Below are 25,963 nucleotides of genomic sequence, written 5' to 3'. Positions count from 1 at the left end.
GAGGATGAAAATACTTCTTTGAACGATGAAGGGATGACTAATGTACCCAAAATTGCCGATGATTTTGGTATTGTAGATCGTGGTAATGGTGTTGCTATTGAAGAATATTACGGTGAAAAAAAGGATGTTGTCATTCCCGATGAAATCAATGGTGAATCAGTTGTAGAAATAGGAAACAAAGCATTTTATAAAAAATACATCACAAGTGTAACAATTCCATCAAGCGTGACAACGATAGGAGATTCAGCATTTGCTTCTAATTTATTGAAAAGAGTGGAAATCCCCTCAAATGTGACAACGATAGGAGATTCAGCATTTGCTTCTAATCTATTAAAAAGAGTGGAAATCCCCTCAAGCATGACAATGATAGGAAACTCTGTATTTGCTTCTAATCTATTAACAAATGTAGAAATCCCCTCAAGTGTGACAACGATAGGAGAGATGGCGTTTTATCACAATGAATTAAAAAGTGTGAATATCCCCCCAAATGTGACAACGATAGGAGAGCAAGCATTTAAGATAAATAAATTAGAAAGTGTAGAAATCCCCTCAAGTGTGACTACGATAGAAAAGGGAGTATTTGCTTTTAATCTATTAAAAAGAGTAGAAATTTCCCCAAACGTGTCAACGATAAGAGAGGGTGCATTTTATGAAAATAAATTAGAAAGTATAGAAATTCCATCAAGCGTGACAACGATAGGATCTAGAGCATTTATGTTTAATCAATTAACGAGTGTAAAAATTCCCCCAAAGGTTACAACGATAGAAAAGGATGTATTTTCTTGGAATAAATTAGAAAGTATAGCCATCCATGAAAACGTAACAACAATAGAAGAGAGCGCATTTGCTGCTAATGAATTAACAAATGTAACCATCCCACCAAAGGTGACAACAATAGCAGATGAGACGTTTAGTGGTAATGAATTAGAAAATGTAGCCATCCACGAAAACGTGACAATGATAGGAAAAGCTGCATTTTATAATAATAAATTAAAAAATATATATATCCCACCAAGTGTGACAAGAATAGGATCTTATGCATTTATGTTCAATCATTTAGAAAGTGTAGTAATCCCACCAAATGTAACGGAGATAGAAGAATTTTCATTTTATGATAATAAATTAACAAGTGTAAAAATCCCATCAAACGTGACATCAATAGGAGACTATGCATTTATAAAGAATCAATTAACAAACGTAGATATCCCGTCAAGCGTGACAACAATAGGAAAGAGAGCATTTCGTTCTAATCCATTAGAGGTTGTAAACTTTAATGGAGATCATAATTTCCAATGGGATAAAGAGGAGTATCCTTTTGCTCCGTATAAGGAGGGTGAGAAATATTTCCTCGGGTGGTTTGAAGATAAAGATTCTACGAGAAAGTGGAATTACTCTGTCACTAAACCAATGACTATTTATGCTAAGTGGAGGATGTTTGTCAAGTTTGATTCCAATGGAGGAAGCGAAGTGCCAACTCAACCGGTAGTGTATGGCGAATTAACAGAAGCTCCTACCACTCCAGTAAAAGAAGGCTACACATTTGAAGGTTGGCATAAAGATGAAGATCTAACAGAAGTATGGAATTTCGATCAAAATGTAGTGAAAAAAGATATTACGTTATTCGCTAAATGGTCGAAAGTAAGCTATATCGTTACGTTTGATACGAATGGCGGAAGCGCAGTCTCATCTCAAGTAGTGGGATATAACGAATTAGTGAAAGCACCAAGCACACCTAATAAGGAAGGCTATACATTTGGCGGCTGGCATAAAGATGAAGAATTGACAATACCATGGGATTTTGCAAAAGACGTCGTGACAAAAAACGTTACTTTATATGCGAAATGGACAAAGGATAACACTTCGGGTGGGGGCTCAGGTGGCTCTGGCGGAGGTTCATCCAACTATCAAGTCATTTTTGACTCTAATGGTGGAAATAAAGTACCATCCCAAACAGTAGGCTATAACGACCTCCTGAAAGTCCCAACTACTCCAGTGAAAGACGGTTATGAATTTATTGGCTGGCATAAGGATGCGGAACTTAAAAATACATGGGACTTTACGAAAGATAAAGTAACGGCAGACATAACTTTGTATGCGAAGTGGAAAAAGGATGATGTGTCAGAAGTTGATTATATTGTTACTTTTGATTCAAACGGAGGCAGTAAAATTCTATCCCAAACAGTAGCGTATAAAGCTTTAGTGAAAGCTCCCTCTAATCCAACGAAGGAGGGCTATCTATTTATCGGCTGGTATAAAGATGAAAAATTCACAAAGGCATGGGATTTTGCAAAAGATGTCGTATCAAAAAATCTAACGTTATATGCGCGATGGATGAAGGATAGTAAGCGCTGTGACATTACTTTCAAGGATATTGATCATAACTGGGCGCAAGATATGATTAAAGAAGTTGCCAAGCGATGCATTATTATAGGTTACCCAGATGGCACTTTTCGACCGAATGATATAATTCAACGTCAACATGTGGTGCTTATGATTGATCGTGCATTACAACCAGCATCAATTCGAGACGCTGTATCCTTTTTAGATGTCCCTAAAAGTCATGTAAATTATGAACAAATTACACGACTACAAAGAGCGGGTATCGTGGACGGTTCAAATGGAGCATTCCGACCAAACGCTTCTATAACACGTGCTGAAATGGCGAAAGTGATCGTGATTGCATTTGGCTTAACGCCAGAAGGCAATAGTACATTCAAAGATGTCGACTCATCACACTGGGCGAGTGAATATATTGCCGCTCTAGCGGATCATAACATTGCACTAGGTGATGAAAACGGTAATTTCAGACCAAATGACAACTTAACTCGAGCACAATTTACAGCGATTATGTATCGAGCACTTGGTTTATAAGTCTTACCATAAAGGGAGATGTATCATAATTTGATACATCTCTTTTTCTGAAAAGCCCCAAATTATAATTAGGGGAGGTATTTTAAAAAGTATGTCATGTTTATAAGTTACCTTGGAGCGCAAGCGAAGCGGCTCATCAAACGCCCCCAGGAAAGCGCTCAGTCGGAACGGAAATCAACCCTTCACTTTGTCAAAGAGTTATTTACCTTCATAACATAATAGTTTCTCAACAACAAAAAGGAGGCTACGTTTTTAAACGTAACCTCCTTTTTAAAATTAACTATTTAACAAGTAATGCTTCAATTTCCTCAGCATGAATTGGCTTACTAATATAGTAACCTTGAATCGCATCACAGCCATAAGCCATTAAAAGATCTGCTTGTTCAGCCGTTTCGACACCTTCAGCGACAACTTTAAGTTCCATAGATTTTCCGAGTTGTACCATACCGTTCATAAGCTTTTGGGTTTTCTCAGATTTTAATAGAGAACTTGTAAATGTTTTATCGATTTTCAATGTATCTATCGGTAGAATTTGCATATATCTGAATGAGCCATATCCGGTACCGAAATCATCTAGTATAAAGGAGACTCCCTCATTTTCAAGCTTACGCATTTGCTTTGTAATAGAGGTAGCAGCCTCTGCTTCAAGAGCAAACTTCTCTGTAATTTCGATTTGAATAAGATTTGCAGGACAGCCCGTTTTCGCTAATGTTTCAAGAATAGACTGCGCCATGTTTTTATCACGGAATTCGCGTACAGAAGAGTTAATAGATACTTTTAAATTTAGACCAGCTTTTTTCCAGATGAGAGCCTGTTCACAAGCTTTTTCTATCATAAAGGAACCGATATTATTAATAAGACCCGTTTCCTCCGCAATTGGAATGAGCTCATCTGGTGAGACAACGCCTATTACTTCATCTTCCCAACGAACTAGTGCTTCTACAGCTGTGATTTTACCTGAAGTAACATCAATTTGCGGCTGATAAAGGACTTTTAGATTTTTTTGGTCAAGAGCCTGAAGTAAACGTTTTTCAATTAAAGCTTTACGATTTAATGCTTTATGTGTTGCTTTGGATAGGGAGACGATTTTATCGCCACCGGCCTCACGGACAGTTGTAATAGTAGCAATAGATGCCTTCATTAGTTGGGAGAATGTAGTTTGATCCTCTGGATAACGTGTAATTCCGCCGCTAATAGAAATAGGGACAGCTACATTACTGTTATAAATTGGATGTTGTTGTAAGTAAGACAGGAAGCCTTGAATAAACCATTCACTTAATGGTGTAATTACGACAAAATCATTTTCGTTAATACGTGCCATCGTGCTATCTTGGAAGTACATTTTTATACGATTTGTAAACTCTACAATAAGACTTTGGTCAATTTGCTGATCATGTAATTCTTTTAATGTATAAAATTTATCAATACTTAAATAGACGAAAGAGAAGTGTCTTTCATCCTCAATCATGTTGGAAATCACTTTTTCGAGACGATGTGCATTCATAAGACCTGTTTCTGTATCGATATAAGCGATTTTCTCAAGCTGATGCTGTATGGACTTAGACTTCGTGATATCCTTTTCAATCAATAAAAATTGTTGCTCATTTATTTCGATATCAAATGTTGGGATAGCCGTGAGTAGTACCCAATAAGATTGACCTGTTTTTGTAACTTTTTCGATTTCGCCTTGCCACGTTTGGCCATTGTTTAAATTACGCCAAATGGTAGTTGTAATCTTTTCGCTTTCTTTATTATCAGGGAATAGCTGCCAGAACGTTTTACCAATCACACGTTTTGGTGTCCACTGACTCGTTTTTAGAAATTCAGCATTACATTCTAAAATGAACCCATCATGATCTAGTGCTACGGTCATAAATGTTGAGTCTAAACCTTGTTTTAATTTTGCGAGAGTACCGCAGTTTGAGACAGAATTAATCATTAATTCTGGTAGCATAAACATCATAAGGATGAAACGCTCTCCTTGTTCAGTAAATGGTTTAGCTAGCAGCGCTGAGTTAATTTCTTCGTTTGTATACGTTTTCAGTTGGATTTGATTGATATACGTACTGTCATCATTTTGTAAAATGGTTTGAAATTTTTCTAATGAAAGCTGACGTAGTAAATTTTCGTGAATGAATGAAGCGGTATGTTCTTTAATAGTAGTAGCTGAAAAACCAAATAGCTGTTCAGCAAGCTTTCCCAAATGTATAACTTGTCCATCTTGATTCATGACAATTGCAGGAAAAGGAAGTGAATTTAAATAATGTTCATCAATGGTAAATAATTTATGCATATGACTCATGATTATTCGATCTCCTTGAGTAATCTATATATACTATTATTATAGTTAATTATCAGGAATTAGTCATTATGAATATGATTGTAAATATTTGATAATAAAAAATATAAGGACTTTTTTAACGAAAAACATGGAAAGATTTGAAGAAAAATAACATTTTTTAGTATATATATAGGAAGTGAGTAGTATATGTGACATTTAAAAGAAATGGTATTTATTAGCTCTGGTTCATGTTATAGGTAGCGATGGACCTTTTTAATGTTTTATCGGTTGCAGGTATTATATTATTTACATATTGATATTTTACTAAAAAAGGTATTTCGTCATTTGCCAGCAACCAACTGAAGTATTGCTGTATTCGTTATCTCGTTACAATTTTTGGTACTTATATTGCTTATGTCTCTTTTAGTTTAAAGAAAGGGTTACCAAAATATCAAGTAATAGGGATTATGGATACACGAATAGGTTTTTTTCTCCTACTAACGAATGCTTCATTTGATGCTTTCAGGGTTAGTAGCAAAGTCTTATTATGGGGAGTAGCGGTTTTCCTACTACACATTGTATTCAGGGCGCTTCTACTTGTTATCAGTTGGGGAAGCTTATATAACTTGTGGCTCGTTTTCATAGATTTTAAGGTTACATGCTTTATGACCGCTTTAATATGTTTTAGTTAATACGCATCCTATCTATTATTGCACCGGCTAACAGCGATGGTGATTGCAGTTATTGTGTTTAGTCCATCGTTAACTTGCTTGTGCAACATGGCTTTCTATAGGTGAAGGAAAAGTAAAAAATACAGTATGGGGTTCCTTGTTATAGTTAAGTTTATGGAACGCCTTTATAAAGAACGAGGGGGAAGAATATGAAAGAAGTTTTTTCCTATGTAAAGCCTTATAAATGGACAGCATTAATCGCATTTAGTTTAATGCTGTTGGAATTGTTTGTGGAGCTCGCGCAGCCACTGATTATGGCGAAAATTATAGATGATGGAGTACGTGCTCAAAATCAAGGGATGATTTGGCAATGGGGAATGGTGTTACTGACCTTATCTTTCGTAGCTTTTATAGCTGGTGTCGTTAATTCATATTTTTCATCACATACAGCACAGAGTTTCTCTTATGATTTACGTAATGCGTTGTTTGAAAAAATACAATCCTTTACATTAGCTACTTATCAAAAATTCTCAACGGCGTCTCTTATTACAAGATTAACGAATGATGTAACGCAAGTTCAGACTGTGCTATTTATGAGTTTGCGTATTATGCTTCGTGCACCACTTGCTGTTATTGGTAGCATCATTATGGCTTTTGTTGTAAACGCTAAACTAGCGCTGTTTTTAGTTATTGGCGCACCGATTATTTTTATTTTTCTTATTGTTATGGTGGCAAAAGGTGTGTCTTATTTTGGACGTGTGCAAAAGAGAGTCGATCGTTTGAATCGAGTACTACAGGAAAATTTACAGGCTATTCGATTGGTGAAAGCTTATTTACGAGGTGCCTATGAAGCCTCGCGTTTTGATGAAGTGGCCTCACGCTTAAAAATAGATACAGTAAAAGCTCTACGCACAATGGAATATATTATGCCTGTATTGTTATTCATTATGAATATGAGTCTACTTGCAGTGCTGTGGTTTGGGACAAAACAAATAGGGTCCGGTACAACACCACTTGGAGATGTAGTGGCCATTGTCAATTATGCAATGCGTATGACAGGCGCGTTTTCGATGTTTGCCTTTATTATTATTTTTTATGCGCGTGCAAAAGCTTCAGCAGAGCGAATGGCAGAAGTCCTTTCGACTGAAAATGAGATTGAACTACCATCATTTTCAGAGAAAACATCGAATGATTTAAACTTCGGAGAATTAGCTTTTGAGCATGTAAGCTTTACGTATCCTGGGGGAGACACGCCTGTACTTTCCGATGTAAGCTTCCGAGTGAAATCGGGTGAAAAGCTGGCCATTATGGGGGTAACAGGTGCAGGGAAATCAACGCTATTACAGCTTATCCCACGTTTCTACGATGTGACAGAAGGTAAAATCGTAGTAGAGGGGAAAGATGTGCAGCAATGGGATTTACAAGAGCTGCGCGAAACGATCGGCTATGTTCCGCAACAGTCTTTATTATTTACAGGAAGCATTGCTGATAATGTTCGTTGGGGCGATGCAGAGGCTGACATGGATGCAGTGTTACACGCTACCATGCAAGCACAAATCCATGCTTCTGTGGAAGATTTCCCAAATGGTTACGAAACAAGAGTCGGTCAGAAGGGTGTCAATCTTTCGGGTGGTCAAAAACAAAGATTGTCGATTGCAAGAGCGTTATTAAGAAAAGGACATATATTGATGCTTGATGATAGTACGAGTGCGCTTGATGTGAAAACGGAGCAGGCATTATGGGAGGCGTTGAGTGAAGAACAAGCAACAATGTTAGTCGTCACTCAAAAAATTCGCACAGCGAAAGGCGCACATCGTATTTTACTCATCGATGCCGGAAAAGTAGTCGCATATGGGACGCATGAAGAGCTTCTGCAAACGTCAGCGCTCTATAAAAAAATCGCAATCTCCCAACAGGAGGTGGAGGAATAATGGGATTTTTCCAAAAACCTTTTGGCTATGAGCCGATTTTGACGAAGGATGATGTGAAGCAAACGGTTAAGAAAAAGAAGGGACCTCGTGCGACAAATTGGAAAAGTACACTGCTACGTTTATGGAAAATAGTTGATGAACAACGTGTACTACTACTGACCGTACTGTTACTTGTTTTGGTGAGTTCCGTGTTGGCTCTTCTTGGGCCATATGTAATTGGTAAAATGATTGACATGTACGTAACGCACGGGGAGCTGGCAGGATTAGAGAAGGGGATTATGCTGTTAATCGGCATATATGCTTTATTAGCCGTATCGTTATTTTTACAAAACTATTGGATGATTGGTATTGCCCAGCAAACCATTTATAGATTACGAACGAGTGTATTTGAGCATTTCCAAAGACTGCCGATTGCTTTTTTTGATCGTCGTCAGCATGGAGAAATAATGAGTCGGATGACGAATGATATTGAAGCTGTTAGCTCCACATTAAATAGCTCCTTTATTCAAGTGTTTTCGAGTGTATTAACACTGACGGGAACAGTCATCATCATGCTAAGTTTAAGCCCTTTACTAACGGTATTAACAATGACGATTATACCGATTATGTTTTGGGCGATACGTTGGATTACACGGAGAACTGCACCATTATTTAAGGAACAGCAAGCAGCCATAGGAGCTCTAAATGGCATGATTGAAGAAACGATTTCGGGCCAGAGAATTGTGAAAGCTTTCTCGCAAGAAGAACGAATGAAAGAGGAGTTTCGCGAAAAAAGTATAAGATTAAAAAGAACGGGCTTTTGGGCACAGACATACTCTGGCTATATTCCAAAGGTCATGAACTTTTTAAACAATATGAGCTTTACAATTGTAGCTGGTATTGGCGGTGTACTTGCTCTTTATGGGCATGTATCCATCGGCGTCATTGTTATTTTTACAGAATACGCAAGGCAATTTACACGACCGTTAAATGATTTGGCCAATCAATTTAATACCGTGCTGTCAGCAATTGCTGGTGCTGAGCGTGTATTTGCACTACTGGATGAACAGCCTGAAGAGGAAGCAGCTTCAGCGCAAAAGCATAAACTAGAAGGACAGGTAAGTTTTCAACATGTGTACTTTAAATATGAGCAAAAAGAAGAAGCTTACACATTAAAGGACATTCATTTTAACGTGGAGCCTGGGCAAACGGTAGCTCTTGTGGGCGCAACTGGAGCAGGCAAAACAACGATTTTGCAGCTAATTGCAAGATTTTATGAAGTATCCAAAGGTGAGGTTTTATTTGATGGTGTCAATGTTCAGCAAATCGAACGACAGGCATTGCGCTCACAAATGGCCTTTGTGTTGCAGGATCCGTTTTTATTTGAAGCAACTGTACGTGAAAATATTCGTTATGGTCGATTAGATGCTAGTGATGAGGAGATAGAGGAAGCGGCAAAGCGTGCAAATGCACATGACTTTATCATGTCGCTAAAGGATGGCTATGACACAGTACTTGCCGCAGATGGCAGTGGCATTTCGCAAGGCCAAAAACAGTTGTTGTCCATTGCACGAGCATTGATTGCCGACCCGAAAGTTTTATTATTGGATGAGGCGACAAGTAGTATTGATACCGTTACGGAGCTTGCGATTCAAGAAGCTCTTGATCTGTTAATGCAGGGACGCACAAGCTTTGTTATTGCTCACCGTTTGAATACTGTGCATAATGCCGATATGGTGCTTGTTCTGCACAAAGGTGAGTTAGTAGAAGCGGGCTCTCAACAAGCGTTAATGGAATCCGGTGGCATTTATGCGCAAATGCTACAATCTTCATCCCATCATCTTGATGAGTAGGGTGAACGAAACGATATAGGTATAAATCTCATTCCTTAAGCATAAGAAAGAGTAATTCCGAAATTTTTTGGGTTGCTCTTTTTTAGTTGGGGTATAGTATATCAATTCAAATTTTAACTGTAATTCATCTATAAAAATAGTATAATTATGGATAATAATAAAATGAAAAATAGAGTTTTATTATTGAACGATAGAGGATTTATTAATGATATTTTACTTAGGTAAGGGAGCGACTAGACATCCATTCGCAGTGGAAATCGGACTTTCAGATAAATGGGGCGTGTATAAGTGCACACGTGATTATAGTAACTTTCAGTCATTATAACCGTCAATAATCATAGTAACTTTTTAATTTCACTAAATTTGAAAAGAATTGTTAATAATTAGAAGTGTCAAACATTATTTGTTGCCAGCTTATTTTCTTTCTTGCTACAATAGGGCAATAGTTTGATACAGGAACGGAGTAAATGATGAATATTTCAGTGATGACAGTGTCTTTTCCGTTAGATGGGGAAACATTAAATGAATTAAAATTATTGTGTGAAGAAGCGACTACACATGACTATCGTGTTTATGAAACAGCTATGGGTTTGCCTATGGCGAGTTCCTTTGAATCGAAGGGCTTTATGGTACTTGCTTACGAAGATGACAAAGATGTCTTAGTGGGTGCGGCTAGTGCAATCGATCTAATGGGGCTGCATACATATGAATGGTCTTTAGTTGTAACACCTACGTACCGTCAAAAAGGAATTGGAACTGCTTTAGTAGAAGTTTTACAGGCAGGCCTCGAAGAGCGTGGAGCAGAAGGTCAATTGGCGGTATTGATCGATGGGGCGCCTTTCGGACACACATTTATTGAAAAGATGGGCTTTGCATATAGCTTTTCAGAAGCCACTTTAGAAACAAAAGCAGAGGCAGTAGAATTAAAGAATGATATCGAAATTAATCCTTATACAGATGAACAGGCAGAGCTGATTGCTATTTATAGTGCAGCGTTTGGAGATCTACCTGAAGAGTCTGAGGAGCTAATCGCTTTTAATACGTCAACGACTGGAAGAAAACTATGGGTAGCACGTAAAGACGGAAAAGTTGTTGGAACCGTGACGACTGCCCAAGAAAATGAAATTCAATGGGTCACGGCGTTAGCAGTTCATCCAACTTGCGAGGGGCAAGGGATTGGTACGGCAATGCTTTCATTTTCCAAAGATTATGCGAGCAAAATTGGCGTGAAATTCGTCATGCTCGATGTAGAAATCGACAATCGAAAGGCACTTTCAGTTTATGAGAGGGCCGGTTTTATGAAGGCTCAGCAAATAGACTATTTTGTAAAACAGTAAATATAAAGAGTGAGGAGTATGCTTTATGCATCGCTTCTCACTTTTTTTTGTGTCCACGGAGTCTCCAAATGAGATAGACCGAACTACATAAAAGGATAGATAAGTCTTTCTTTCAAAGGAAACATCATTCGAATCTGGAATATAAGGGTGAAAAGAATACTTATAATGATGGCAAATAATCAGTTTATCAAAATATGTTCAAAAATCAACAAAAGTTGATTTGCATCTTTTCCAGGAAGGATATACGCTGAATGAGTCAGAGCATTAAAAATAAAAGAATTCCTTTATTCGTTTTACAAATGGGATAATTATATAAATAAAGTTGAATAATGGTTATTTGTGAACCTGAGGCCATGTCATTACACGAGGTTCAAATAACGCAGTTATTTTCACGCTATTCCGAAAATAATCTTTAAGTTTTAACTCATTGATTCCGACTTCCTTATTATCAAGTTTTTTTGGGAAAGCAACAAAATTGATTTATATTATATTGAAAAATGCGCTACAGCGGGTAACTGTAAAAGGTGGAAAGGAAAATTAAACATAAAAAAGAAAAAATATGTTTAAAGAGAGTCAACTAGAGGTATAGGTTAAGTGTAAAAGTATACAAATCTTGTGTTTGTAGTAATAGAAATGATGTTACTAAGATTCCAGATTTCTTATTATCAAATTTTTTTGGAAAAGCAACGAAAGTTGATCTTTATTATATTGAAAAATGCGTTACAGTTGGCAACCGTAAATATGGAAGAAAAAAACAAACGTAATAAAAGAAAAAATATGTTTAAAGAAAGTCAATTAGAGGTATAAGTTAAGTGTAAAAAGTAAACAAACTTGTATTTGGGTAATGGAAATGATGTTTTTAAGATTCCAAATTCCCCGTTATCAAGTTTTTCCGGAAAAGCAACAAAAGTTGATTTTTATTTTCTTGCAAAATGCGTTACAGTAGGTAACTGTAAAAGATTGAAAAAGTAAAAACAAACATAAAAAAAGAAAAAAGATGTTTAAAGGAGTTCAGGATAAGGCGTAGGTTTAGTGTGAAAAGTAGAGAAAGTTTCTTAGTATTTCTTTTTCATCTATAATTCTAAATCACAAAATTATCAAATTAAGAGGAAGTTAGGTTTTTGCGAAATAAGGGATACCAATAATTTAAATGCATAGAGAAAGCTTACAGATGAGAGTTATGAAAAATCATAATTTAAAGAGAGTCAATTACCGTATCGGATTTTATTCGATCGTAAGTATAAATAAAATGCAAAACAAATGAAGTGAGAGGATGGTTGAACCTCGAAAGGTCTTTTTCTGCTTAATGATTGTAATTTTATTACATAAAATAAAGAAATTGTATTATCGCTTATTTGTAAGTACTCCACAAAACGGTGGAAGAACCTTATGTAGAAATGGGAAATTTTAGTAGTGTTATTTACCGTATTAGCATTTGAACTGGTACGTAAATATAAAAAAATACAAGATGAAAGGAGATTTAACCATTGAAGAAAAAGACAATGCAAGTTGCAGCGATCGCTACGGTATTAAGTAGTATGGCCATTTCGCCATTATTTGCTTTAGCAAATGGAACAGAGGAAGAAAAAGAAGAAGGAGCAAAAACGTATCAAACAAATGGAATAGTGAAATTTGTTGAGAATTCAGGTTCAACAGGTCCGGTAGATCCAACTGATCCAGATCCAGAGAAGCCAGTAGATCCAGTAGATCCGACAGATCCATCGGGTCCAGGGCCAGGAACTGGCGGTCCACTAGGTATTGATTTTGTATCAAGTCTCGATTTTGGTGTTAATGAAATCAAGAGCGGTAAGGTTACTTACTATGCGAATGCACAGGAGTTACGTATTGGTGGGGAAAGTAAATATGTACCAAACTATGCCCAAATCTCAGATAATCGCGGAAAAAATGCCGGATGGACATTAACCGTTAAACAAGAAGGGCAGTTTTCTAATGAGGATGCTACCACACAAAATAAAACATTAGAAGGCGCGGTAATCGAATTTAAAAATCCAATTGTCTCAGGTAAAACACAAGTGACACCGCCAACAGCTAAAGAAATTAAATTAGAACCACAGGGAGCCGAGTCACTTGTCATGTCAGCAAAACCAACTGAAGGGGCTGGCCTTTGGGTGAACCTTTGGGGGACAGTAGAAGAAATGACGGATGGCAAAGGTAATAAAGTTCAAAAAAACAAAGCGATTACCCTTACTATTCCAGGGGGTACGGCAAAGGATGCTGTGCAATACAGGACAAAATTAACATGGAAATTATCGGATGTTCCAATTGACAAATAATAAAAATAATAAAGGATGATAAAAAATGAAAATTAATACTAATTTAAAAGCGCTAGGCGTTGCAGCAACAATGTTAACAGGTTTCGTATTAGGAGGAAGTGCAACTGCGTTTGCAGAAGGTGAAGAAAACAAAGGACATGGCGGCGCATATACATCTACTACAACTATCAAATTTAAACCATCTGGAGGCGAAGGTTCCGTAACACCACCGGTAGATCCAACTGACCCAGGTAACGAAATTAACCCAGAACCAGAAAATCCAGATGGTAGTACACCAGAGGGAGGAACAAATGGTCCATTAAGTATTGACTATGCTTCTAGCTTAAGCTTTGGTGATCCGGAAATTTCTTCTTTCACTAAAAGATACGATGTAAATCCACAAAAATTTGGCAACCGTACCCCTGCTGAAGGTCCGAACTATGTCCAAGTTACTGATAGTCGTGGGACACAAGCAGGTTGGATTCTGCAAGTGAAGCAAAGTGGTCAATTCGAAACTGCGGAAAAGGAAGAACTACAGGGGGCTAAAATTATTTTTAGTAATGTTGGGGTGAATTCAGCTGCTCAATCAACACACGCGACAAGTCCTGACTCATTTGATTTGAAATTTGATACAGATGGAAATCCTGTTGCTGAAACTGTTATGACTGCTGTAAAAGGAGCAGGTGCTGGTACGTTCGTTTTAGCATTTGGTGATAACAATACAGCGGCAAAGAGTATTCAACTTGAAGTCCCAGGTTCATCTACAAAATATGCCAAACAATATTCTACAACATTAACTTGGACGTTAACAGAAGCACCTGGACAAGATGTAGGAGAAGGAACAGGAGAATAAACATAATCATGATGGGGGACTATCAGAAAAACAAAAATAGGAACCTATCATTTCAGTCAATATGTTGATATACAGGGTGAAAACCCGCATTAAATCATACTAATTCTATCGGCAATAAAGCGACAGGAGTACCACGTCTTCGTGACACCTGTTGCTCCATTGCTAGAGGAAAGTATAGCGGGTTTTTTACCAACATTAATAACTTAGAAGATTTTTTAGAAAGACTCTTTAATGTAAGGATGGTACAGATTATGAGAAAAAATACTTTATGGACCTTAATTGGACTATTAATTGTAAGTCTAGTATCGTTTACACCATTTGCTTTAGCATCTGAATTTAACTTTGGTGTATATACCGTTATTCCGGATAACCAAATTGATAAACAAAAATCTTATTTCAATTTAATGATGAAGCCGAATCAAGAGCAGACATTAACGATTCAATTAAAAAATGATACGGGAGAGGATGTCATCATTGAGCCTAAAATCCATTCAGCTACAACAAACCTTAATGGTGTTGTAGAGTATGGCCCTACAAACGCTGAACCGGATCCTACATTGCGGTATGAGTTAGGGGATTTAATTACAACAGAAAAAGAGATTACGATTCCAGCTAAAGGGAGTAAAGATTTATTTTTACATGTAAAGATGCCTGAAGAGGAATTTGATGGCATTTTAGCGGGTGGTATTACGATAGAAGAGAAGGAGGCATCGTCAACAAATACGGAGGAAGCCAATAAAGGCTTAAGTATTGAGAATAAATATGCTTATGTAGTAGGTATTACTTTACAAGAAACGGTTGAACAAGTGACACAAGATTTAAAATTACATGATGTGAAAGCAGGACAATTGAATGCACGTAATGTCATTAATGCTACGCTTCAAAATCCAACGGCAACGTATTTAAACCGTTTTGAAGTCGATGCAGAAGTGACGAAAAAAGGTCAAACAGAAGTGCTTTATGAATCGAAAAAACAAGACATGCAAGTGGCGCCGAATTCCAACTTTGATTATCCAATTGAATTGAATGGGGAAAAATTCAAAACTGGAGAATATACGTTACATTTAAAGGCGAAGTCTAGCAAAGAGTCTTGGGAATTCAAGAAGGACTTTACCATTAAAGGAGAAGAAGCACAGCAATTCAATGCAACAGATGTATCGATTGAAGGCCCGAATTATCTAGCTTATATGGTAGGGTTGCTAACTTTGATAGTAGTAGGATTACTGATATTTATATTTTATAGTAGGAAAAAACAGAAAAAACAATAAAAAATGAATAATTAATTGAAAAAATACGCCTTTGTACTGGAAGTAGCTTATGATTATCTCTTGTTTTCTATCATTTTACTTTGCTCCTTTCGTTTTGGAAAATTACACACCAATTTAAGTTTCTAAGATGCAGGATAAAGGCGATTATCGCTCGCTTGACGCTGATGACTTATAGAAAAATGCTTTATTGCGATTGGTTTTTTAACAAGTGAATCAATAAAAAATCAGATGAATCACTTGTTAAAAATTAAAAGGAAAACGTTAATTTGACGAAATGAGAGGGTACGCAAAGTTATCAATATGTAATTAACTTCATTGTTTTACTTATTATTTCTCGTAGCATTATGGTGAACGATGGAACGAAACTACCTGAAACGTAAAAAAAGTAGGTGAAGGAAAAATGAGGAAAATAATAATTTCGATGTTGGTCATCCTTCTAGTCTTCTCTGAACTGAATGTATCAGTGGCGGAAATGTCTATTATTGATCCTACAGAGTCGGAAATCGAATGTGAGGAACAACTAGAGACTGACAGCGAAGAAAATCTACCAACTCAATGTGAGGAACAGTTAGAGCCTGATAGTGAGGGGAATTCAGCAACTGTAGAAGATAAACAGCCAGAGCCTGAAAGTGAGGCAAATCTAACAACTGAAGAAGAGGAACAGCCAGAGTCTGAAAGTGAGGCAGATCTAACAACTGAAGAGGAGAAACAGCCAGAGTCTGAAAGTGGGGAAGATCTAACTGAAGAGGAGAAACAGCCAGAGTCTGAAAGTGGGAAAGATCTAACAACTGAAGGAGAGGAACAGGAAGAATCCGAGAGTGAAGAAAATCTAGCAAATGCATGTGAGAGCCAGCCAGAGTCTGAAAGTAAGGAAAATCTGGCAATTGAAGGAGAGGAGCAGCTAGAGTTTGGCAGTGAAGACAATCCAGAAATAGATTGTGAGGAACAAGAAGAGCCTGAAAGTGAAGAAAATTTAGAAATTGAATGTACGGAAGAGTTTTACAGTGGAGAAGGCCTAGTAACTGAAAGTGAAGAACCGCTAGGGTTAGACAGCGAAGAAAAACTAGTAACTGAAGATGAGGAACAGCCAAAGTTTAACAGCAAAGAAAAGCTGGCACCTAATTGTAAAAGACCAAGAATATGGTCTACTAAAATCCGCGATATTGATTTTTCAGCTTTGGATGATTCTAAGAATGAATTAGATGAATTTACACAAGTATTTACAAATACGGGGCTTGAATTTCCATCAGGTGAGAAAAACGGCAGAACTTATTACATGTACTTTGGGGATCTTAACAATAAGCGGCCGGTGAACTCATTGGTAGGTGAAACTTATCGTGATTATGATGATGACTGGTCACGTCCATTGCCTGCCATGGATCAAGCACTTAACAGTATAGGAAATACTTATTATGTACAAGCACAAAATTTTTCAGTAGCGACAGCTCTAGCCCAAAATCCAACTTTACCAAATGGTATCGTATCATATTATTTTGGAAATGGGATAGCTAGTAAACACCCTGATGGTAATGGACTTGTGATTGCTCACGCAAGTACTAAAAGCCATATAGCAACGTTTCAATCTGGAGCCATGCCACTTTTAAAACTATATAAAAATGAAAAGACACATGAATTGATTGGCTATACAGTTGTAATGAATGGTATGGACGTAGATGGCTATGTAAAAATTAAAATGAGTCCGGTGAGAGGTACAGAAGGGCGTATTAATGTTAGTATGAAATATTTGAAAAAAAGCGATACGTATCCCCTTACAACTCTTGCTTATTCAGTGCATATGGATGTTGGCATGCGGCATGAGAATACTAAGCTATATTCTCTAGGGAATCATGAGGGATTCTACTTTAATGAGGAGAACATGGGAGACGGTGACAACTATCGTCTTACTTTCTTCCGTGATGGTTATACGAATCATCCAACGGCATTTAGTACAATTCAAAGAAGCCCGAGTAACAAACCATTCCATATGTATTTTCAGACATTGAGTTCTTCAAACAGACCTGTGTATGATCCTGGTAAGGATGCTATGTACGATCTTAAACCTGATCCAGGATGGGCAGTAAGGTGGGATCATATAAATCAAAAGCCTGGCGATGTTAGAGAAGTAAATCTAGAGCTTGCGGTAACTGACGGATCGGGTGTTGCACCAGAGAAAGGTCCGCCAGTGATTCAATTAGATAAAGATAGTGAATATTCAGATAATGGTTATCGTATGACAGGGACATGGAAAGATCCAGATAGTGAGTATGTCAGTCTATTTTATATAATTAGTGGCAGTAGTTATCATCAAATCGGAGAATTTAAAAATTCGAATCTAAATACTGATGTTCCGTGGGAGTACACAGTTCCAATTAAGCAGGTAGAAAAGGGGCTAGATCACGAGATTATGGTATATGCGGTGGATGATGATTCCAACCTGTCTAATTTTGAATCGATGAAAATCCGCCCAACATTAACCATTACAGAAAGAGTTTTTGGTAAAGATGGTCAAGTGCCTACAGAAATCGCACCGAATGAAACATTAAACTATGAGATTTTAGTAGATTCCGGTTATATCGCGAAAGATAAAGGCACATATGGACAAGTTACGATTACACAAACATATGATACACATTTAAAACCACCAACAGACCTTAACGTAATCGATGAAAATGGTCAAAAAATTGGCACGGCCACCTATAATGCTTCTACAAAAGTGATTGAAGCAAAACTAGATGCTGGTACGCCACGCTCTAAGAAAGTAAACGTTACGTTTAAAGCTGAAGTAAAAGACGATGCGGCAGAAGGAGAGTTTATTGTAGGTCAAGCAACAGTATCAGGGAAATACAGTACTGGCGATGAAGTCAATAAGACATCAAATGAAGTGAGAATCACCATTATTGGTAGCATTGGCGTATTGGAATTCGTTTCTGCGCCTCAAGTGATTGACTTTGGCAAAAAACTGGCGATTTCACCTAAAAATAAAACGTATCATCCCATCAATCCTGACACGCCTTTAGCAGTAAAAGATAATCGTCCACTGACGAGCAACCCGTCTTGGACAATGACAGCAAAATTAGATACGCCGTTAACAGGGAGTACGACAGGCTCTAAATTAGATAGCTTGCGTTACAGCTATGATGGAAATATTTCGATTCTTACTGAGGATGCTTCCGTACAAATTTATAAAAAGAAAACAGAAAACCGTGAAGTAGTCAATATTTCTGAAACATGGCAACCAGACGGGGACGGACTTTATTTAGAAGTAGCAGCAGGAACCGCGAGGGCTGATGCTTATACAGGATCGATAAAGTGGGTACTGCAGAATGTACCTATAAATGAAGAATAAACCAGTCATATTTTGATAATTTAAGCTATATCAAAAAGAAAATTAAATAATTCAAAAGCATGGGATTGTATTTTTAACAGTCCCATGTTTTTGTGTTTTAGGATGAACTGGTGGAGACAATGGAACGGAATTGATTTGTGAAAATACTTGAAGGATATGTGTTGATGGAATTTAATAGGGTGGGATTTGAAGAACGAAACAAAAACAACTAACCTCATGGCGTCCTAGAAGCTTTAATCAATGAATTTTGACAGTCCTTGCAGTAATTATTTTTCCTTTTATTTGGGTTTCTTACAGCTAGTATTATTAGCACGATTATAAATAATGTTAAAACTAATAAAAATATCGGAATGGCCAATGGGGGATGAGGAGCGATGTGTTATCATTCCTTACTAACGATTTATTCCTTTTCAAATTGAAAAATATCTTGATTGATCATTGCGTGAAAGTATTGATCCATTTCTTTTGCTGAAACTTCTTTTCTATTTTGTAACCACCATGCACTTAACGTTGTAAGGACACCTGAGTGGAATTCAATAATCAACTCAGATGGTATCGTATGATTTTTACAAATGCGTTGTAATTCTTCATTTTCTTGTTTCTTCATTTCACGAGCTTGATAAGCCATAAAGTTAATAAATTGTTCATCATCCATTTGCGACTCTATTATTTTACCAATCTCTTTATGACGTAAGAATTGTTCTGTTGCTTGAAATGGCTTCGTTAATCGATCTAAAAGTGGTATGGTCAATGCTTCTTCTAGAGTTTGTTTAAGACCAAATTCCAATAATGCATTTTTATCCTCAAAATGTTGATAAAATGTTGTACGGTGTACCATTGCGCGATCACAAATTTGATTAATAGTAATGGCACTATATTTTTGTTTTGGTTGGGTCATTAATTCAAATAACGCTTCCCACAATAATTTATGTGTACGTCTAATACGTAAATCTAGCTGCCTCTCATTACTTTTCATCTACACTTCTCCTATTCTGTAGTTTATTTATACAACTGTTGAAAATTGATTCTGCCTATTTATTCTACAAATGTATATTATATTACGTGTGAACTTTTGTATACACATGTATTAATAGTCAAGACGACAGGAGGAAAGTTAGTAAATGAATATGACGACTACGAGTTCTACAAGTAGCAAAGTTGATCATTCTACTATTAGACATAAGCCAATAATCATCGCATTAATGTTAGGTGCAATGGTCGCGCTTTTAAACGAAACATTACTTGGTAATGCTTTAACTGTACTAATGAGAGAGTTTGATGTAACAGCTCCAACCATTCAATGGCTTTCTACAGCCTACATGTTAGTTGTGGGCGTTTTAGTACCGATTACAGCATTACTTCAACAATGGTTCACAACAAGACAAATGTTCTTAACCGCCATGATTACATTTTTAGTCGGTACATTGATTGCCGGGGGTGCACCGACGTTTGCTATTTTATTAATCGGCCGTATTGTCCAAGCAATCGCCACTGGATTAATTTCGCCATTACTAATGAATACAATTTTAATAATTTGTCCACCTGAAAAACGTGGTGCCACAATGGGCTTAATGGCACTTGTTATGATGTCTGCTCCAGCAATTGGCCCGACATTATCGGGAATCATCGTTGATTCTCTTGGCTGGCGCTGGTTATTCTACCTTGTTATACCGATAGCCATCATTTCGACTTTAATTGGAATGAAGTATCTTCAAAATGTCTCTGAGATAACACGACCAAAAGTGGATTATGTATCGATTCTTTTATCAACATTAGGTTTCGGTGGTTTTGTGTATAGCTTTAGTTCTTCAGGAGATTTAGGATGGTCAGATCCGAAAGTTTATGTCACTTTAATGATTGGGGTTATAGCGTTAGTCATTTTTGTTGTCCGTCAATTAAAAATAGATCATCCAATTTTAGAACTACGCGCCTTTAAATTTCCAATGTTTACTTTATCAGTTGGGTTAATATTCATCGTTATGATGTCCATGTTCTCAACGATGACATTATTACCGATGTTTTTACAAATGGTGTTACTTGTGACAGCCTTTAAATCAGGGCTCATCATGCTACCAGGAAGTATTATTAGCGGCATCATGGGACCGGTTGCAGGTATGCTATTTGATAAATTAAGTCCAAAGATTATTATCATCCCAGGTATTGGGTTAGTAGCCTTTGCGATTTGGTTGTTCAGTGGCATTAACCCAGAAACAACATTAACGCAAATTATTTTGATGCACAGCCTATTAATGGTTGGCCTCATGTTTGTCATGACAGTACAAACATATGGATTAAATCAATTGACACCAGAGTTTTATCCACACGGTACAGCGATCTTTAATACGTTATCGCAAGTAGCTGGTGCAATAGGAACAGCTATATTTATATCTAAAATGACGACCGGCACAACTAAATATATGGAAAGCTCGGCAAATCCAATGGACCCAGTTGAAAAGGTAAATGGTTTAACAACCGGTTTCCAGGGTGCATTTACGCTTGGGTTAGTCTTTATAATTGTTGCCCTCGTAGTATCATTTTTCTTAAAAGGACAGAAAAAGAAAGTAAAAGCCACTCAGATTTTAGAAAATTAAAAGATTTGTATGAGCTACTAATCAAACAGGTCCGTGACCAAAATTTGTGAAAATGTAGGCCGTATTGAAAGAGGGGATGTATCGTTAATCTGATACATCTCTTTTTCTATTTAACGGGGATTTATGTAGGGAAATCAGGTAAATCCTATTGTCAATAAATGCTCTAAAACAAGTAGAAATTGATTTTACTAGTTTATAACGCACAAAAAAGAGTATCCAATTAATGGGTATCTATTTATTTCGAAATAATAATTGCTGAAATTGAGAAATGAGTTGCTATTTAGGAAATGACGCTTTCGCTATCAGAGCATGTGCTGAAAACGCATCGATTTATCGATTATCAAAATTTTCATGAAAGTGTGCAAAAGTTGATTTGCATCCTTCTATTAAAGGTCTTACGATGTCTAAAGAATAACCTCGGGTTGACCTAACTCGATCACAAGTAAAGATGGATGTTAACAACGTTTAAACTTCTCAATAAAGGGTATCTATTTTATGGGAACCTATCTGTTGAGGAATAGAAAGGGAGTTACTAAATGAAAAAAATAAGCTTACTGTTAACGATCTTCTTCTTAGCCTTTTCTCAATTATCTTTAAGCTTTCAATCTGTTCATGCGATAAGCAATAGTGAAAGCAGAAGTCATGCCAACACGGAAGCTAAACGGATGAATCTGGACAATGAAAAGATTTCTTTGAATGATGATGAGGTGGATAGTGGATCACTGAACAATAGTGATAATGATTTTGACATTAGAGATATTGGCCTTGGTGTGATCATTATAGGATATGATGATGATCAAACAAAGGATGTTGTTATTCCAAGTGAAATCAATGGTAAACCAGTTATAGAAATAGGCTATGAAGCATTTTCTGACAAACAGCTTACAAGTGTAACGATTCCGTCAAGCGTGACAATCATAGGAGGACATGCATTTTCCAACAATCAATTAACAAGTATAGCAATACCCTCAAGTGTGACTACAATAGAAATGGGTGCATTTTCTAATAATCAATTAACAAATATAGAAATACCCCCAAGCGTGACAACAATAGAATCGTATGTATTTTCAACGAATCAATTAAGGAATATAGCAATACCCTCAACTGTGACAACAATAGGAAACTATGCATTTTCCGATAATCAATTAACAAGTGTAGAAATACCTTCAAGCGTGACAACAATAGGCTTGTCTGCATTTCGGAGTAATCACTTAACAAGCTTACATATACCCTCAAGCGTTACAGCGATAGGAAGCTATGCATTTTCCGATAATCAATTAACAAGTATAAAAATACCTTCAAGTGAGACAAAGATAGGAAGCTATGCGTTTGCCAATAATCAATTAGCAAGTATAGAAATTCTCTCAAGCGTGACAACAATAGGATGGCGTATGTTTGATTTGAACCCATTAGATTTTGTAACTTCTCAAGGCGTATATGATTTCCTTCAACGTCAGCAGCTAGCGCTTATGATTGATTGTGTATTACAACTAACAGAAGATGCATCATTTTAGGATGTACCGAAAAGCTACGCGACTACTCAAATGAAGGTCCTTACTTTTGACTTAGCGCCATGAGGCGAAGATGCCGTTCCGTCGCACTAGCAGGCCATGACATTGTGCTAGGTGATGGAAATGTTAATTTCAAGAGAGATGTATCGTATGCTTGGTACATCTCTCTTTTAGTGTAAAGAAAATGGCTTGTATGCTATTTATTGGTAAATAATACTAGAAGTCCCAGACTTAATTGTGTAAGCTATTATTAAGAAACCTTTTATCATAAATTTGTAACTATCTTCATATAGTAACAGCAAGCCTATGAAAGGAGTCGTTATGATGCGCATGCCGGCACTACCTAAAAAGAAGTCTCCTCCAAGGGAAGCACCAAGGTCATGGTGGAAAGTTGTAAAAGCGTATTTATCCAGAGGAAGGTTTTACCGCATACCGCCTCGGAAATGATAGATGGGCATTGAATGTTCGATGCAAAAAAAAGTCGCCTTCATAGCGACTTTTTTTATCTTCATTCAGTTAGAAGATTCCCACCTCTGACAGTGTGAGATGAATATAGATGTGTTTCCTTTTAGTGGGTGTCCAAACACCTACTGAATTAGAGGAACCCAGTCTAAGAATGCCACGTCCTGTGGCAACGACTGAGTGACCAACTTCATATTGCTGATGCTACGTTAGCACTGCGCTTTCGCACAGAAAACATTTGTTGGCCTAAGCCTCCGGCGGATGTCACGGATTTTCAAAGGAATGAAAAAAGGATGTTAGCCTAAAACCTTTGCATCCTGCAAAAACGGCTAACTGACCTGCATCGTGCAGGCCTGAGCACAATTCAAAATCCGGACGCATTGTTTATCTGCGCGTCAGCGGCAATTACGCCAAGGCGAAATTGAGTTAGATCTGTTCATTTTCTAATAGAAAAGTATTTTTTGTTGGACCAATTAAATACAGCTCATGCATAGCTCGAGTGAGTGCCACATACAGTAGTTTTCGATCAACCTTCGTATCGTAGAAAGGTGTATCGAAGGCAGCTACGATGACAGCATCAAATTCAAGCCCCTTTGCTAAATGACTCGGAACAACGAGCAATAATTCCTGATTAATGGATTCATTTTCAGTTAAAAGCTGAGAAGCAATTTTCTTGTCTTTTAAGGCTTGCTGCATTGAAATCGCCTCTGCAGTCGTTTTACAAATTAAAGCAATGGAATGATGTCCATTAGCTCGAATGGCATCAAAAATCTCTTTAATTTGCAGGGCATCAAATGATGGAGCCTCTATATAGGTAGGGACATTGCCATGACGAACTACCGGCTCTACTAATGGAAGCTGTTCATCCATTTGCGCTAAAACCTTGTTCGCTACCTCCATAATTTCAATGGTTGTTCGATAGCTTTTTTGAAGTGTTCTAAAGCTTGCTCTAGGAAATAGATCTTGGACAGGTTCCCAGGCAGTAAGGGAACGATAGCTGTGAATCCCTTGCGCTAAATCACCGACCATCGTAAACATATCTGTCTCCAGCCCAGCTTTTAAAGCAGCAAGTTGAAATAAACTATAGTCCTGTACTTCATCTATAAAGACGACTCGCATTTTCCATTCATCAGGAATGCCCTTTAAGCGAGCTTGTAAATAATAAAGGGCAGCTAAATCTTCAAGCGCCCATCGCTCTTTAGCGTGTGCCTGTAAAAATTGCTGTTGCTCAAGATAATGCCATTCCGGTGCAAGCTCTGCTAACAGCTCAGCATTTGTTAGAAGGGAGCGATAGAGAGTCTTGATGTTATATTTAGAAAAGCGTCGCATATAAACAGTTGCTGTTGACTTTGCCTCTTTTTCAATGGCAGGAATGCGCTCATCACGCTCATCAATAAACTTCGTGACAACCCGACGACGTTTTTCATCATCACGGAATCCATCAAGTGCTCTGCCAAGTGCTTCATCATATTTTTTATGGAGCGTAATTAAAATAGCTTGTTTCTTTTGACGCGCATGGCTTGCTAGCACTTTTTTAATATGTGCCAGTCGTTTTTCAATCGGCATATAAGAAAATTCATATAAAAATAGCTTCTTTAAATGGGAGGCGCGCATAATGCAATATTTTTCAATGAACACATCCTCAAATTGATTGGCAATTTCCTGCTCAATCTTTTGAACGTAGCGCTCGATGACATCACGATAATAAAGAGAGCCCTTCATTTCAGATATCCAAGAAGCTACCTGTTGGGGTTCACCTGCAACAAGCGATTCTAACTGCTCGTTAGGGTTTTGGAGTTTCAGTTTTAGCTTAGTCGCAGCTAGAACGTAATCGCTAAAGGTTGTTTGACAAATTTTATCGACACCAAGCTCTGGCAAAACATCTCCAATATAATCGATAAATAACTTATTCGGTGCTAAAATCATGAGCTGCTCAGGGTTAAAATGCTCGCCCATTGTATAGAGGAAGTACGATATTCGGTGTAGAGCGATGGTTGTTTTTCCACTACCAGCAGCACCCTGTACGATAATCGGCTGACGAAGATGTGCTCGTATAATTTCATTTTGTTCTTTTTGAATAGTGGAGACGATTTCTGTCAAACGCACATCGGCTTTTCCAGCTAACGCTTCCTGCAGTAATTCATCGTTTGTTGTTAAATCAATATCCCGAATATCAAGCAATTCACCATCTTGGATTTTATATTGTCGTTTGGCAAATAGGTGTCCCTTATGGATTTCTCCACGAACATCATATTCCATATCCCCGAGGCGACCATCATAATAAACGTTTGCTACCGGTGAACGCCAATCGACGATAATCGGCTCATGCGTTTCTCGATGAAACAAAGACGTTTTTCCGATATAAAGAAACTCTTCAGGATCTCCAGTCTTTTGAAAATGAATTCGGGCAAAGTATGGCTTTTTTTGAATAGCCTCTAAGCCTTCCTTTTGGTTCCGAGCCATTTCAAAAAAACGAGCATTTGCCAAAATATTATTGTAGCCCAAACTTGAATCTAAATAATCAAGATCCGCCATCGACTTACGAATATTCTCCTGAGCAGATTGCAAACCTCTTTGCGATTCATTTAAAATTTGCTGCATGTAATTTTTAGTGTAAGCAAGCCGCTCCACTTCAGCCTGAAAATCTGGATGTTGTGCAGTCATTTTTTAGCACCTCCTAATTACTTACGATGTTTTAATAAAACTTTTTAAAGAGAAAAGTAGACCCTAGCTCAA

At 37.3% G+C, this 25,963-nt stretch carries 13 protein-coding genes; 10 read left to right on the top strand and 3 right to left on the bottom strand.

Going from position 1 to position 25,963, the window contains the following annotated elements:
* A partial coding sequence (locus ACQKN4_RS22210) for a leucine-rich repeat protein (RefSeq protein WP_427484830.1) occupies window positions 1–2,871 on the top strand: 2,871 nt, incomplete at its 5' end.
* Window positions 2,872–3,151: 280 nt separating this feature from the next.
* Here the strand turns inward: ACQKN4_RS22210 and ACQKN4_RS22205 are convergent.
* On the bottom strand, window positions 3,152–5,173 hold the full coding sequence (locus tag ACQKN4_RS22205; RefSeq protein WP_079563754.1) for an EAL domain-containing protein: 2,022 nt from the start codon (window positions 5,171–5,173) through the stop codon (window positions 3,152–3,154).
* An 859-nt stretch (window positions 5,174–6,032) separates the two neighbouring features.
* Between ACQKN4_RS22205 and ACQKN4_RS22200 the strand changes: the two genes are divergently transcribed.
* From ACQKN4_RS22200 to ACQKN4_RS22170, 7 genes are all read left to right on the top strand, one after another.
* Window positions 6,033–7,754, top strand: a complete 1,722-nt coding sequence (locus ACQKN4_RS22200; protein ID WP_079563753.1) for an ABC transporter ATP-binding protein — start codon at window positions 6,033–6,035, stop codon at window positions 7,752–7,754.
* On the top strand, window positions 7,754–9,586 hold the full coding sequence (locus ACQKN4_RS22195) for an ABC transporter ATP-binding protein (RefSeq protein ID WP_427484829.1): 1,833 nt from the start codon (window positions 7,754–7,756) through the stop codon (window positions 9,584–9,586). Before ACQKN4_RS22200 ends, ACQKN4_RS22195 begins: the two co-directional genes overlap by 1 nt.
* 467 nt (window positions 9,587–10,053) lie before the next feature.
* Entirely contained in the window at window positions 10,054–10,923 is an 870-nt protein-coding gene (locus ACQKN4_RS22190; protein WP_240518377.1) for a GNAT family N-acetyltransferase, read from the top strand.
* Between the two features lie 1,487 nt (window positions 10,924–12,410).
* Window positions 12,411–13,217, top strand: a complete 807-nt coding sequence (locus ACQKN4_RS22185) for a WxL domain-containing protein (protein ID WP_079563750.1) — start codon at window positions 12,411–12,413, stop codon at window positions 13,215–13,217.
* Window positions 13,218–13,242: 25 nt separating this feature from the next.
* Window positions 13,243–14,049: a WxL domain-containing protein gene (locus ACQKN4_RS22180; protein ID WP_427484828.1), complete on the top strand. Its 807-nt coding sequence runs from the start codon at window positions 13,243–13,245 to the stop codon at window positions 14,047–14,049.
* Between the two features lie 251 nt (window positions 14,050–14,300).
* On the top strand, window positions 14,301–15,317 hold the full coding sequence (locus tag ACQKN4_RS22175; protein WP_427484827.1) for a DUF916 and DUF3324 domain-containing protein: 1,017 nt from the start codon (window positions 14,301–14,303) through the stop codon (window positions 15,315–15,317).
* Between the two features lie 400 nt (window positions 15,318–15,717).
* Entirely contained in the window at window positions 15,718–18,663 is a 2,946-nt protein-coding gene (locus tag ACQKN4_RS22170) for a hypothetical protein (protein WP_427484826.1), read from the top strand.
* A 400-nt stretch (window positions 18,664–19,063) separates the two neighbouring features.
* Here the strand turns inward: ACQKN4_RS22170 and ACQKN4_RS22165 are convergent, their stop codons facing one another.
* Window positions 19,064–19,639 (bottom strand): TetR/AcrR family transcriptional regulator, encoded by a 576-nt coding sequence (locus ACQKN4_RS22165; RefSeq protein ID WP_079563745.1) that lies wholly within the window; start codon window positions 19,637–19,639, stop codon window positions 19,064–19,066.
* A gap of 145 nt (window positions 19,640–19,784) precedes the next feature.
* Here ACQKN4_RS22165 and ACQKN4_RS22160 point away from each other — a divergent pair, with 145 nt between their 5' ends.
* Window positions 19,785–21,254, top strand: coding sequence for an MDR family MFS transporter (locus tag ACQKN4_RS22160; RefSeq protein WP_079563744.1), 1,470 nt, complete (start codon window positions 19,785–19,787; stop codon window positions 21,252–21,254).
* Window positions 21,255–21,790: 536 nt separating this feature from the next.
* Window positions 21,791–22,768 (top strand): leucine-rich repeat domain-containing protein, encoded by a 978-nt coding sequence (locus tag ACQKN4_RS22155; RefSeq protein WP_427484825.1) that lies wholly within the window; start codon window positions 21,791–21,793, stop codon window positions 22,766–22,768.
* A gap of 885 nt (window positions 22,769–23,653) precedes the next feature.
* Here the strand turns inward: ACQKN4_RS22155 and helD are convergent.
* The gene (gene helD / locus ACQKN4_RS22150; protein ID WP_079563742.1) at window positions 23,654–25,891 is read right to left on the bottom strand and encodes an RNA polymerase recycling motor HelD; all 2,238 of its coding nucleotides are present in this window, start codon (window positions 25,889–25,891) and stop codon (window positions 23,654–23,656) included.
* Window positions 25,892–25,963 lie beyond the last annotated feature (72 nt).

Origin of the sequence: Lysinibacillus sp. NPDC093692 (assembly GCF_050280125.1) — a bacterium.
Taxonomy (GTDB): domain Bacteria; phylum Bacillota; class Bacilli; order Bacillales_A; family Planococcaceae; genus Lysinibacillus.
Note: the sequence above shows the minus strand (reverse complement) of the source record. Positions and strands in the feature narration are given on the sequence as shown.